The sequence below is a fragment of the Parabacteroides sp. Marseille-P3160 genome (assembly GCF_900162725.1).
Lineage (GTDB): Bacteria > Bacteroidota > Bacteroidia > Bacteroidales > Tannerellaceae > Marseille-P3160.
Map to the genome: position 1 here is coordinate 2,551,273 of NZ_LT799418.1, position 14,024 is coordinate 2,565,296.

Genomic DNA, 14,024 nt, shown 5'->3' on the forward strand with positions numbered 1-14,024 from the left:
AAGAATAGTGTAAGGTCATTCGTTCCCGGTAACACTCTTTTTTTTTGCTAACTCCAACGCTTTTGTAGTCACATAATATTTCGCAATCATATTGGGAATTTCCCATGCGGGCATTGTTTGATTCTTCAAGTAATCGAGGAATTTTTCTGTCACTTGTTCGAAATGAGATTCATGCCCGTTAAAATATTTATCTGGAATTTCGACCTGCCATAAACCTTTCTCTTTTTCTTTGAGAGTTACTCCCGGATATTTATCTGCGATTACCTGAAAGGCCTGCTCTATTTTTTTTGCATACTTAGCGACATCGACTTTAAGGTTAGCCTTAATACATAATTCTGGATGATTACCCATCCCTTCGGTCGGTTGAATGATTAACAAGGCCTTGCTGCCTTTCATGACAGAAAAGTGAAGATCGCCTCCCCTTTTTGAAGAATAATTCCACAGGACAGATACCTTAGCGTGAATATCTTTTATTTTATAAAGAATATCTCCATTAGCATAAATATGCAAAGTATCATGTGATATATATTTAGTTAGAAAATCAGGAAACTGCTTTGTATTCGTCACTCTCTTATATTCGTTAAGCGAAATCGGCGTACTCCAGTGATTAGCATCAAGTATCTTAATGTCTTTATTATAATCAATAATGACACCCGGAAAGCATTCCCATTGTATTAAATCAACCAGATGTGTTGCCACGTCTACAATACCTTCTCCTTCTTGTTCTATATCAAAGAACCAAGCTGGCCGTATTAATGGGCTACCTGCCACTTCCTTTAAAAAGTAATGCACACTTTTTATGTAAATGCTCGGATCTTGCGGCGTTCCTTTTTCCTGTTTTCCATAGATTTCCGGAATAAGCGATATCTCTTTTTGAAGCACTGTTGTAATTTCAAAACGCTCTGTCATAATATCATAAAGAAGCAAATTGTTTTGCTGAGCTGTCTTGAAGCAGGTTTGTAAAGTTTCGAAATCCTTTGAGTTAATTGCCATTGGTTTGTCGGATAAAACATTAATTCCTGCTTTTAATGTTGCCAGGATATAATCTGTTTTTTTGCCGTTATTACCAGCTGTTATCATTAAATTCCCCTTCTTTTCTGCAATCATCTTTTCGAGAAAGTCCGGACCAATATAAACAATCTCATTCCACTGCGTAGGTGAATCTGTCCGTGCATTGAAGCTTTCTATTTTTTTTAGGTGTTCTTTTATATCTTCTCCCTCTGGTGCGTATACATAAACGTCTTTACTAACTCCCGGATAGGAGACTTTTTGTATGAGTGCCGCATGAAAATGCCCTGGATTAAGCGTTATTAATCGTACTTCTTCTTTATTGGAATCTGCTTCTTTACTCTTTGATATACAGGAAATATTAAAGAGTAAAGCGCTACCAATCATAATTAATAGACCATTTTTTCTCATAATCAAAATATTTTATATAAAATCCATTATCCTTTCACTATCTTTTTACACCCGGCTCTATTTCAGACAAAACTTTTTAGTCTATTATATTTATTCATGTTTATATTTCTCAAAAAGAGCAGAAATATTAGCTTCCTTTGTTGTTCCAGCATGAACTAATACACGATAACGAAGTTTTATTTTTTCTCCTTTCTTCAAGTGAGTTGATTCATCATCCGGCCAATACATAGGTGTAGGTGAAATAAATCCATAGTTACGTGTAAACCATTTGGAAGGATACCCTTTATTAGAAGGATGTTGCAAAATAGCAATACCTTCAGTTCCGGTTTTCCGGTTTCCATAGCAATCAATCCAAGGAGATGATACACCGAAAGTTCCTTTCTCATCTTCTTGTCCCTCGGCATTAATCATTTTCCCTCCTTGTTTTACACTTAAATCCGCATCTATGCGCGCACTGAAGAGAGAATGGTTGGTTTTTAAGATAGTCACATCCATCAACATTTCCATATTGATTTCAAAGTCAATCAAATAAAGGTTCTTATCTGGAGCCGATATCGTAATCAACCGGCGGTCAATAATGGGCGAAGGTGCATCCGGACGCTTCCAGATGCACTCGTCTTCAATTATGACTTTAGGCCCTTTTGCTTCAATAATCCGGGCACCGATTGAGATGATCCGTCCACGCTCCAGGCCTTCTTGCCAATAATTCCCTCCGTTAACCTTGTCACAGCCAAAGAATAAAGAACTATGATGCGGGTATTCTCCATTTCTCATAGAAGTGATGCTGCTTCCAGATATTGGTGCATTTATTGGATAAAAATAAGGATATTTTTCATTTTCCGCAAAATGGTAACTGGTAAAGAAAGTACTTCCTATTAAAACATCAATGCGGTCTCCAACCAAGGTGGCGGAGAGCATTTGTTCTTGTGCATTCATCCGGCAAATTGATAAACAGATAATAATATACGAAAGTGTTTTTTTTATATTCCTTTTCATTTCAAATGTCTATTTTGTTTCTTTAACTTGGGGTGGATAAGCATAATCTTTCCACAATTGTTCTGCATGTTCTTTTGTCATAGTACCGTCATAAGTTAAGACCCGGTAACGTAATTTATACTGTTTACCGGGAAGCAGTGTCCAGTCTTTATTTTTGGTTGGTGCAAAATTGATAAACGCATCTCCACGTCCTCCATTTGCCTTTTCATTCCATATACGAAGCGGTTCCGGAGAGTTGTAATTATGGGGATTGGATAAGAACAATAATCCGGAACGCCCTTGCTTCGTATTACCATTAACATAAATCCAACGAGCGGTTGTTCCATCGATCTCCGGGCGTTCATATCCTTCTGATGTCAACATTTCACAATTGTCTTTAGTCCAATCTTCGGTCGCACGAAAACTAAACCCGGCATACCGATATTCTTTCAATATAATAGGTAAGACAGTCGAAGGGTGAAGGGTTGATTCGAAATCCCATAAGAAACCTCCTGGTGTATTCCATGCCTTTACATTCCATAATTCATCCATTATAATTTTTTCTCCAACTGTCGAAAAGATATAGTGATCTAAGCTTGCTTCATACCCAGAAAATACCTCTCCTTTATATATTTTTTCTATTTTCCGCGCACGTACTGTCCCTTTCTTATCACCGAGATTCCAGAGATCATACATTGTGCCATCATATAAGACGTGTGTCCATGGATTCCATATGCCATAATGGTGATAATGATCTTTTGGTTGAATCCGTGTCAGGATATAACCTGAAGGGGTATAAGCCGGATGGATAAACCCGCTTCTTCCAAACGATTTATCGACTCCCTCCGGAGGATCCATCCATACGTAGTTGTATTGTAAGATGTTTTTTCCATTCCTCTTAAGTATTAATGCTTTATGAGTATCCTCGACATCCATTGGATTTTTTCTTTGCATCTTTTTTTTCTTTGTTTCAGCGATGAAAGTTCGTGATTCCCCTGCTTTTGTTTGGCCATCCAATATCCAATATAAAAAGGTACGTCCCATGTCATCGATATAAATTTGAACTGGAACTTTTTTTTGTTTTCCGTTCCGCTTTTCCAATAAAATGATATCTGTCTTATTGTCTAAGGACCAAACTGAGATCTCTGCTGAAATGACTGTATTATCTCTGTCATATTCACCGGCGCTAACAATTATGCTTTTTTTATTTCCTGCGTTTATGCTTAAAGATAACAAACATAAAAACGAGACAACTAACGAAGCTTTTTTCATCTTTATCATATTAAAAATTATAAGGCGGCCTGTACGGACGTGAAATCATAGTATTTGCTTCATCATCGTTCTTGAAACGTTCCAAAACAGGATCCCAGTATAGTTTCCGGTTCAATTTCATTGCAATATACTGAATGAGACAAACAGTACATGAACGATGTGCCACTTCCGCCGGGGCAATATTTAACTTACGAGTTCGCACACTTTCCAACCAATTGCCATGATGATCAGTACTTTGATAAAGCCGTACCGGATCATTTTCTGTTAATGGAGATAAAATTTTGGAATCGGAAGCTATAAGCGCTTTTGATTTACTGGTGCTCGGGTCGTTTGCCGAGGCACTATAATTGCCTCGGCTAACAAATATCCATCCGTTTGTACCGGTGAATAACACCCCGTTTGGCTTTTCTTTACTTTCAGTTACCCCAGTTACAATAACGCCATTCTCATACAACATGCTCGTTTCAAATGTACCATGGACATTCCAAAGCCCAGAAGTTGGGAATTCAGCATGTCCGGATACTTCAATTGGGCCTGTGTATTCCGTATTCATAGCCCAGTGTGCAATATCGAAATGATGTGCTCCCCATCCGGTAATCATACCTGCACCAAATTGGTCACAACGTAACCAGCCCGGACGTCCATACCCTTTTTGCGGATGAACGCGGTCAATTGTATAGGGAACATATGGTGTCTGTCCCAACCACATATCATAGTTAAATCCCTTTGGAATGGGCATTTCTTCAGCATTTCCTCCAGCGGGGTCGCCCGGCAAGCGGACCTCAATCATCTTTAATTGCCCGATGCGTCCGTTACGAACTAATTCACAAGCGAAGCGAAATTGTTCCATTGATCGTTGTTGACTACCGATTTGAAGGATACGCCCGGATGCATTTACAGCATCACTCATTTTTCTTCCTTCCTCAATTGTCAGAGAACTTGGCTTTTGCAGATAAACATCTTTACCTGCTCGAACCGCATCAATGGTATTTTTAGCATGCCAATGGTCAGGTGTACTGATTAATACAGCGTCAATATCTTTATTGGCCAGTAAATCCATATAGTTTTCATACGTAGTAATTCCTCTGTAAGGTTTTCCTGATTTTTTAGTATAGTAACCTTCTACTAATTCCTTAGCTTCGGCTACTCGATGAGCATCAAGGTCTGCTACCGCTATTATCCGCACATCGTCATATTTCCAAACACCCGGCATATCATGGTCCCGGGAAATACGTCCGGTTCCAATTGCTCCAATATTGATTCGATTGGAAGGTGCGTTTTTCCCAAAAACGGAAGGCGGAACGATAGCGGGGGCTACTATCAATCCACAACCTGTAGTGACAGCTTTTTTAATAAAATTTCTTCTTGATATTTCCATTTTTATATTTGATTTTAGGTAATACATTTTACTGAGGTCCTAAGACCGTACCTTCCTCCGGCACCTTCAAAGGAGTAACATTCTTCTCCGCACCCGGATAACCGATGTTCTGGTTGATTATTCCTTTCGTGTTCGTATTGATCGCACTTGCCGGTATCGGCCAAAGAATGTGATGCACGCTAATCTTGTATTCCGCCCATTTATGTATTACTCCCTTGTTATAAAAATTACTACGGGCATTGACACGGTCATACCAGAAATTATACCCTTCTTGCTTTACATTCGAATTGGTTCCGCCTGGACCGGATAAATTATCCAGTTTATATACACGTCCGCCGAATATTTCACAGGGTTTCCCCGTTCGCGCATAAATATAGGATATACGGACCAATTCAAGATGCCGATTCTCCTCATAATAAAGTTCACGGGCACGTTCATCCAAGATTTCNAACAATTATGCTTTTTTTATTTCCTGCGTTTATGCTTAAAGATAACAAACATAAAAACGAGACAACTAACGAAGCTTTTTTCATCTTTATCATATTAAAAATTATAAGGCGGCCTGTACGGACGTGAAATCATAGTATTTGCTTCATCATCGTTCTTGAAACGTTCCAAAACAGGATCCCAGTATAGTTTCCGGTTCAATTTCATTGCAATATACTGAATGAGACAAACAGTACATGAACGATGTGCCACTTCCGCCGGGGCAATATTTAACTTACGAGTTCGCACACTTTCCAACCAATTGCCATGATGATCAGTACTTTGATAAAGCCGTACCGGATCATTTTCTGTTAATGGAGATAAAATTTTGGAATCGGAAGCTATAAGCGCTTTTGATTTACTGGTGCTCGGGTCGTTTGCCGAGGCACTATAATTGCCTCGGCTAACAAATATCCATCCGTTTGTACCGGTGAATAACACCCCGTTTGGCTTTTCTTTACTTTCAGTTACCCCAGTTACAATAACGCCATTCTCATACAACATGCTCGTTTCAAATGTACCATGGACATTCCAAAGCCCAGAAGTTGGGAATTCAGCATGTCCGGATACTTCAATTGGGCCTGTGTATTCCGTATTCATAGCCCAGTGTGCAATATCGAAATGATGTGCTCCCCATCCGGTAATCATACCTGCACCAAATTGGTCACAACGTAACCAGCCCGGACGTCCATACCCTTTTTGCGGATGAACGCGGTCAATTGTATAGGGAACATATGGTGTCTGTCCCAACCACATATCATAGTTAAATCCCTTTGGAATGGGCATTTCTTCAGCATTTCCTCCAGCGGGGTCGCCCGGCAAGCGGACCTCAATCATCTTTAATTGCCCGATGCGTCCGTTACGAACTAATTCACAAGCGAAGCGAAATTGTTCCATTGATCGTTGTTGACTACCGATTTGAAGGATACGCCCGGATGCATTTACAGCATCACTCATTTTTCTTCCTTCCTCAATTGTCAGAGAACTTGGCTTTTGCAGATAAACATCTTTACCTGCTCGAACCGCATCAATGGTATTTTTAGCATGCCAATGGTCAGGTGTACTGATTAATACAGCGTCAATATCTTTATTGGCCAGTAAATCCATATAGTTTTCATACGTAGTAATTCCTCTGTAAGGTTTTCCTGATTTTTTAGTATAGTAACCTTCTACTAATTCCTTAGCTTCGGCTACTCGATGAGCATCAAGGTCTGCTACCGCTATTATCCGCACATCGTCATATTTCCAAACACCCGGCATATCATGGTCCCGGGAAATACGTCCGGTTCCAATTGCTCCAATATTGATTCGATTGGAAGGTGCGTTTTTCCCAAAAACGGAAGGCGGAACGATAGCGGGGGCTACTATCAATCCACAACCTGTAGTGACAGCTTTTTTAATAAAATTTCTTCTTGATATTTCCATTTTTATATTTGATTTTAGGTAATACATTTTACTGAGGTCCTAAGACCGTACCTTCCTCCGGCACCTTCAAAGGAGTAACATTCTTCTCCGCACCCGGATAACCGATGTTCTGGTTGATTATTCCTTTCGTGTTCGTATTGATCGCACTTGCCGGTATCGGCCAAAGAATGTGATGCACGCTAATCTTGTATTCCGCCCATTTATGTATTACTCCCTTGTTATAAAAATTACTACGGGCATTGACACGGTCATACCAGAAATTATACCCTTCTTGCTTTACATTCGAATTGGTTCCGCCTGGACCGGATAAATTATCCAGTTTATATACACGTCCGCCGAATATTTCACAGGGTTTCCCCGTTCGCGCATAAATATAGGATATACGGACCAATTCAAGATGCCGATTCTCCTCATAATAAAGTTCACGGGCACGTTCATCCAAGATTTCGCCGATATTGATATCGGCAGCCGTAAGAGGAGATGCTCCCGCACGGTTACGGACGACATTCAATGCTTCTGCAGCCAATTGGGGTTGGTCTTTCCAATAATAACATTCGGCAATCAACAAATAAACTTCGGCCGACCGGTAAATGTACCAAGGGGTTTCGCCACCTGCCCATTGCGTCTGCAAAGGATCGGGAACAAACAATTTATAATGAGGCCACGAAAACCATAGACGGATTGTGTCCTCCACAGACATGGAGGGGCTTTTTACGAAATTCTTTCCGTACCACTGATTGCCGGAGCTCTTCAGGCTCGGGTTATTGTAGAGCAAATCCTCCATTTTACGCCAGCTATCCCGGTTGAAGATACCCCGTAAATCATTCGCTTCCTTATCTGCACGCCAAATCTCATTCGTAAAGTACCAGGTCGGGCGTAAACGGCCGATACCACGTCCGTAGGTCTTGTTCAAATCCATTTCAGGATCGGTTTCGCCCGATGCAATCGTAATACTTGTTCCGGTTTGTCCGTCGGGGGTCTTGATATTTCCACTACTCCATAAAGGGACTCCATTACGCATGGTCTGAATACGATCAGAACCGTCTACTTCCGGATAAGACACGACATACATCAGCCCTTCCGTATTGCTTATGTCCAGTTTTGCTTCCACACTGTGCAGGTCATGCATCAGATTCGTTCTCGCCTTACTTTGGTTTGCAGTAAAACGTTTCGTCATCAAAGGATGGGCTGCAACCACTTCTTTTCCCACCTCGATCGCCCGGTCAAAATCACCCAGCACCATACAAAGTTTCATTAGAAGAATACCGCATGCTCCTTTTGAAGTCCTACCCCGATCCACTTTGTCGGGTACCCATTGATAGGCAAATTCCATATCTTTCCTCATCCGTTCCAAGATTGACCAACGGTCATAGGAATAAAAATCATATTTGGGTTCGGAAATTTCCCAATCCATATAAGGAATATCCCCAAACTGGTGGGTCAATTTGAAATAACGGTAAGCCCGTTGGAAATAGGCAGCTCCCAAAACGGCATTCTTTTCCGCTTCATCTTTGAATGTCGCATCATTAATGCGAGAGATAGTGGTATTGGCATATTTGATTCCCTTATAACCTTCATACCAATACCACCCTACTTTTGTATAATTTACATCATTCAGGCTAGCATCAGGCAAAAGGGAAATATCCATGTTCATTTGTGGCCCGGCTTTATCAGTTGTACCTTCGACCGCTACTTCCGATTGAATCATTTCCGTCAGGATAGGAGCACCATCCCCAAAATACTCATGGCGCATATTACGTTCACAGGTACTTAATGCCGAATACAATCCCGCGGTATTCGATAGGGCAACGCCAGGTTCATAAAAAGACAAAGGTTTCGGATCCAACCAACTTTCTCCACATGCACATAACAGAGGTAATAACATAGAGAATGTCAATAGTTTGATTGTATTTTGATTTGCTTTCATAATATCTTCTTTTATTAAAGAGTGAAGTTTACACTAAGGTTATATGTACGAGGAGTAGGATCCGCTCCTGACTCCGGATCTCCAAAATCCCATTCGGGGGCCCACATTGCAGCATTACGCACACTTAATGTTAATCGCATATTCTGAACAAAGAATTTTTTCAAGAATTTAGGAGGAACATTGTAAGAAGCTGTAATGTTATCGAGACGTATAAATGAGCGATTGACATAATTATTCCCAATATTTTTAGAACCGACACGGGCATAGTCATTAATAGGATTATTCGGTGTCCAGCGAGGTAAAGCATAACCTGAACAACGATCTGGAAAATTGGAATTATTCGCTGCCCGATTGAATGTATTATAATATCCCCAATATGAATATAGAAGGAAAGATAAATCAAAATCCTTAAATAGGCGGAAGTCATTACGAAAAGTCCAACGGAAACGTGGAGTTTTATATTTCTGGAACACCTTGTCATTATCGGTCATCACACCGTCTCTGTTCTGATCCTTATATTTGAAATCACCAGGTTGGCAACCATATTTTGCAGCTTCGTCTTCTTCTCCCAGTTGCCATACGCCAATCCGTTCGTAATCCCATATGCGGTCGGGATCCTGTCCGATAAACCATTGGTTCTTTATATCGTCTGCCTCTTTCTGGCCGATTACATTTCCATCGGAGTCCTTTACGTCCACCATATCCCCGTATAACTTCTTAATCTCACGACGGTTCAACGAAAAATTGGCGGAACCACTCCATTCAAAGTTTTCCCTTTTCATTATATTGGCATTAAGAGTCACTTCAAAACCTTTATTTTGAAGTTCTCCCAAATTGGCAGCTACACTGTTAAACCCTATAATTTCAGGTAAAGCACGGTCGACCAGTAAGTCATGTGTTGTTGCCGTATAAACCTCAACCGACCCAGACAAAATATCCTTGAACAAAGAAAAATCCAACCCGAGGTTATAGGCTGCCTTGCTTTCCCATTTTAGACCAGAATTTGCCATCCGATTTACATATAGATAAGAAGAAAGATAGATATTGCCATTCTGGTCAATATAGGGGTGCAAGCCGGAGGTCATATCGGATAATGCCGTATATTGATCAGCCAAATCTCTATTTCCATTTTTCCCCCAAGATAGACGTAACTTACCGTAATTCAACCAACTATCTGTCTTTCTCATAAAATCTTCCGAAGTAAATACCCAACCGAGAGCAACAGCCGGAAAGGTCGCCCGTGGATTCTTCAATCCGAATGCAGAATAGCCATCGCGACGTATGGAGGCTGTCAGCATATATTTGTCATGTAATGAATAGTAGATCCTTCCCATCAAAGCATCTCCGGTCTTATAAGTATCATTGCTTGAAACTAAAGGAACCGTACCTGCTTGTAAACGATGATATCCAAGTATATCCGACGGACTATAATTAGATGTTTTCGCTATAGTTTGCCAATATTGGCCTTTTTCAGCATTTTGCAATAATGTCACTTCAAATTTATGAATATCATTGTATTCTTTTTTCCAACGGATAATGTTATCCACTTGCCAATTAAAAGTTTTTTCATGTTGTCGTTCCGAATTTCCTCCCTTAGCTTTCCATTCCTGATTTTGTGAAGATTCATGATTGAAATATTCGTGCCATATATAAGAGGGGGTATAATTAACTTGGTATTCGAAACCGTACNATTACGTTCACAGGTACTTAATGCCGAATACAATCCCGCGGTATTCGATAGGGCAACGCCAGGTTCATAAAAAGACAAAGGTTTCGGATCCAACCAACTTTCTCCACATGCACATAACAGAGGTAATAACATAGAGAATGTCAATAGTTTGATTGTATTTTGATTTGCTTTCATAATATCTTCTTTTATTAAAGAGTGAAGTTTACACTAAGGTTATATGTACGAGGAGTAGGATCCGCTCCTGACTCCGGATCTCCAAAATCCCATTCGGGGGCCCACATTGCAGCATTACGCACACTTAATGTTAATCGCATATTCTGAACAAAGAATTTTTTCAAGAATTTAGGAGGAACATTGTAAGAAGCTGTAATGTTATCGAGACGTATAAATGAGCGATTGACATAATTATTCCCAATATTTTTAGAACCGACACGGGCATAGTCATTAATAGGATTATTCGGTGTCCAGCGAGGTAAAGCATAACCTGAACAACGATCTGGAAAATTGGAATTATTCGCTGCCCGATTGAATGTATTATAATATCCCCAATATGAATATAGAAGGAAAGATAAATCAAAATCCTTAAATAGGCGGAAGTCATTACGAAAAGTCCAACGGAAACGTGGAGTTTTATATTTCTGGAACACCTTGTCATTATCGGTCATCACACCGTCTCTGTTCTGATCCTTATATTTGAAATCACCAGGTTGGCAACCATATTTTGCAGCTTCGTCTTCTTCTCCCAGTTGCCATACGCCAATCCGTTCGTAATCCCATATGCGGTCGGGATCCTGTCCGATAAACCATTGGTTCTTTATATCGTCTGCCTCTTTCTGGCCGATTACATTTCCATCGGAGTCCTTTACGTCCACCATATCCCCGTATAACTTCTTAATCTCACGACGGTTCAACGAAAAATTGGCGGAACCACTCCATTCAAAGTTTTCCCTTTTCATTATATTGGCATTAAGAGTCACTTCAAAACCTTTATTTTGAAGTTCTCCCAAATTGGCAGCTACACTGTTAAACCCTATAATTTCAGGTAAAGCACGGTCGACCAGTAAGTCATGTGTTGTTGCCGTATAAACCTCAACCGACCCAGACAAAATATCCTTGAACAAAGAAAAATCCAACCCGAGGTTATAGGCTGCCTTGCTTTCCCATTTTAGACCAGAATTTGCCATCCGATTTACATATAGATAAGAAGAAAGATAGATATTGCCATTCTGGTCAATATAGGGGTGCAAGCCGGAGGTCATATCGGATAATGCCGTATATTGATCAGCCAAATCTCTATTTCCATTTTTCCCCCAAGATAGACGTAACTTACCGTAATTCAACCAACTATCTGTCTTTCTCATAAAATCTTCCGAAGTAAATACCCAACCGAGAGCAACAGCCGGAAAGGTCGCCCGTGGATTCTTCAATCCGAATGCAGAATAGCCATCGCGACGTATGGAGGCTGTCAGCATATATTTGTCATGTAATGAATAGTAGATCCTTCCCATCAAAGCATCTCCGGTCTTATAAGTATCATTGCTTGAAACTAAAGGAACCGTACCTGCTTGTAAACGATGATATCCAAGTATATCCGACGGACTATAATTAGATGTTTTCGCTATAGTTTGCCAATATTGGCCTTTTTCAGCATTTTGCAATAATGTCACTTCAAATTTATGAATATCATTGTATTCTTTTTTCCAACGGATAATGTTATCCACTTGCCAATTAAAAGTTTTTTCATGTTGTCGTTCCGAATTTCCTCCCTTAGCTTTCCATTCCTGATTTTGTGAAGATTCATGATTGAAATATTCGTGCCATATATAAGAGGGGGTATAATTAACTTGGTATTCGAAACCGTACGGGAGAGATACTATTGCATAAATACTTGCATTAAATGTATTGTATCGATTTCTACGATCCCGATATTGATTATCATAGAATGGATTTACCGGGGTTGGATCTCCTGTCGGTAAGCGTTGATAAATACTATTGGGATCATCTCTATTATCTGAGCCATAAGGGGAGATAACAGCGGATTTTTCCCAGTCTGCCTGCAAAAAACCTTCGTTACGATCTGCGAAATTAGCATTTAAACCGACTTTCAAAAAATCTGTGATCTTTGATTCCACATTTAATCGGGAACGAATATTTTGGAAACGATTGCCTACTATAATACCTTTCCGATCTACATAATTCAAAGACCAGTAATAAGATAGATTATCGCTCCGGTTCGATATGCTTGCTGTGTAATCTTGTTGAAAACCTGTTTGAAAAACTAAGCCCTGCCAATCTGTAATCTTATTGGTCAGATAATTCTCAGTTTCCGGAGTTTTTAACTCTAAGCGACTTAGCCAAGTGCGTAATAATTGTTCTTCTGTCACGGATGTAACAGGCGTTTTTTGATCATAATTGTACCAATCCAATTGATTGACGCCTTCTAGTTTTCTTGGGTCAACAAACATTTGCGGATATTTAGCCAGATAATCGCTGGCTCTTTTTCCGATTTCATAGTCATAGCGATAGTCTAGAAATTCGGGAGCATTCATCACCCGGGGCATATTCGAATTTTCCACAAAGCCCATATTGGCATTAAATGTAATACGTGGTTTTCCTGACTGTCCTTTTTTTGTAGTAAGTAAAATGACACCATTAGCGGCTTTTGCTCCATAAACGGCTGCAGAGCTTGCATCTTTTAAGATATCGATGGATGAAATATCGTTCGGATTGATATCTGCGAAAGTGCCATCAAAAATTACTCCATCTACTACATATAACGGGCCGCTATCTGCTTTCAGTGTTCCGTCTCCACGGATCAATAAAGTCGCATCTCCTTTAGCGCTATTTGCCATTCCAACAATCATACCTGCAGCATTTGCACGAAGTAAATCTTGTACAGAACGGGGAGCCTCCGCTTCTAATTTTTCTGTTCGAATAGAAGAGATGGAACCTGTTAGATCTTTTTTTCTTGCTGTACCATATCCGATTACGACTACTTCTTCCAGTTTTTGGACATCTTCATGTAAGATAATATCTATTTCTTTCTTATTTCCGATAGAGATCTCCTGGGGAGTATAGCCAATATAAGAGAAAGTTAATACAATATTTCTCCCCGACGTTTCCAACGAGTATTTTCCATCCAGATCAGTTAAAGTTCCCCGCGTGGTTTCTTTTTCGATTACATTTACACCAATTAACGAATGACCTTCTATATCTTTTACAGTTCCAGTTACTACGTAATTTTGTCCTTTCGCTTCAGTTATGAGCGAGGCCGCTATAAGCAGTATAGATAGATAAGAGGGAGTTGAAAATCTTTTTTTTAGCATAGATTTAAAATTTGTATTAGACAATAAGGTTAATAGCATTTCTCTCTTTGATATTGTGTTTACTTTTATCTTTCCTGATATATTAAATAGTCTTCTAAGATGTTATGACTTAACTCTAATCATAAT

At 39.8% G+C, this 14,024-nt stretch carries 8 protein-coding genes and 1 pseudogene; all 9 read right to left on the minus strand.

Translation table 11 applies throughout. The features are described 5' to 3' along the window. Positions 1-15: 15 nt before the first annotated feature. The 9 genes and pseudogenes from BQ8014_RS10115 to BQ8014_RS10155 all read right to left on the minus strand — a co-directional run bounded on the left by BQ8014_RS10115 (position 16) and on the right by BQ8014_RS10155 (position 13,898). Positions 16-1,419: a putative oxidoreductase C-terminal domain-containing protein gene (locus BQ8014_RS10115; RefSeq protein ID WP_080904234.1), complete on the minus strand. Its 1,404-nt coding sequence runs from the start codon at positions 1,417-1,419 to the stop codon at positions 16-18. Between the two features lie 90 nt (positions 1,420-1,509). Beyond that, entirely contained in the window at positions 1,510-2,355 is an 846-nt protein-coding gene (locus BQ8014_RS10120) for a DUF6807 domain-containing protein (RefSeq protein ID WP_200814390.1), read from the minus strand. 69 nt (positions 2,356-2,424) lie between these two features. Then, positions 2,425-3,348 (minus strand): DUF6807 domain-containing protein, encoded by a 924-nt coding sequence (locus tag BQ8014_RS10125; RefSeq protein ID WP_160150067.1) that lies wholly within the window; start codon positions 3,346-3,348, stop codon positions 2,425-2,427. A gap of 328 nt (positions 3,349-3,676) precedes the next feature. Continuing rightward, positions 3,677-5,071 carry a Gfo/Idh/MocA family protein gene (locus tag BQ8014_RS10130; RefSeq protein ID WP_234997987.1) on the minus strand — a complete coding sequence of 465 codons (1,395 nt, stop codon included), beginning with the start codon at positions 5,069-5,071 and terminating at the stop codon, positions 3,677-3,679. Position 5,072: 1 nt separating this feature from the next. Continuing rightward, positions 5,073-5,489: pseudogene (locus BQ8014_RS10135) on the minus strand (RagB/SusD family nutrient uptake outer membrane protein); the annotation flags it as partial. A 98-nt stretch (positions 5,490-5,587) separates the two neighbouring features. Next, positions 5,588-6,982: a Gfo/Idh/MocA family protein gene (locus BQ8014_RS10140; RefSeq protein ID WP_234997987.1), complete on the minus strand. Its 1,395-nt coding sequence runs from the start codon at positions 6,980-6,982 to the stop codon at positions 5,588-5,590. Position 6,983: 1 nt separating this feature from the next. Then, positions 6,984-8,882, minus strand: a complete 1,899-nt coding sequence (locus tag BQ8014_RS10145; protein ID WP_080904238.1) for a RagB/SusD family nutrient uptake outer membrane protein — start codon at positions 8,880-8,882, stop codon at positions 6,984-6,986. Between the two features lie 14 nt (positions 8,883-8,896). Next, positions 8,897-10,429: a SusC/RagA family TonB-linked outer membrane protein gene (locus tag BQ8014_RS10150; RefSeq protein WP_200814350.1), complete on the minus strand. Its 1,533-nt coding sequence runs from the start codon at positions 10,427-10,429 to the stop codon at positions 8,897-8,899. Between the two features lie 331 nt (positions 10,430-10,760). Further along, positions 10,761-13,898: a SusC/RagA family TonB-linked outer membrane protein gene (locus BQ8014_RS10155; protein WP_080904239.1), complete on the minus strand. Its 3,138-nt coding sequence runs from the start codon at positions 13,896-13,898 to the stop codon at positions 10,761-10,763. Positions 13,899-14,024: the final 126 nt, after the last annotated feature.

Bases quoted from the DNA above. Each gene is read 5' to 3' on its own strand.
- BQ8014_RS10115 (WP_080904234.1), bottom strand. From the start codon at position 1,419: ATGAGAAAAAATGGTCTATTAATTATGATTGGTAGCGCTTTACTCTTT.
- BQ8014_RS10130 (WP_234997987.1), bottom strand. From the start codon at position 5,071: ATGTATTACCTAAAATCAAATATAAAAATGGAAATATCAAGAAGAAAT.
- BQ8014_RS10120 (WP_200814390.1), bottom strand. From the start codon at position 2,355: ATGAATGCACAAGAACAAATGCTCTCCGCCACCTTGGTTGGAGACCGC.
- BQ8014_RS10140 (WP_234997987.1), bottom strand. From the start codon at position 6,982: ATGTATTACCTAAAATCAAATATAAAAATGGAAATATCAAGAAGAAAT.
- BQ8014_RS10125 (WP_160150067.1), bottom strand. From the start codon at position 3,348: ATGCAAAGAAAAAATCCAATGGATGTCGAGGATACTCATAAAGCATTA.
- BQ8014_RS10155 (WP_080904239.1), bottom strand. From the start codon at position 13,898: ATGCTAAAAAAAAGATTTTCAACTCCCTCTTATCTATCTATACTGCTT.
- BQ8014_RS10145 (WP_080904238.1), bottom strand. From the start codon at position 8,882: ATGAAAGCAAATCAAAATACAATCAAACTATTGACATTCTCTATGTTA.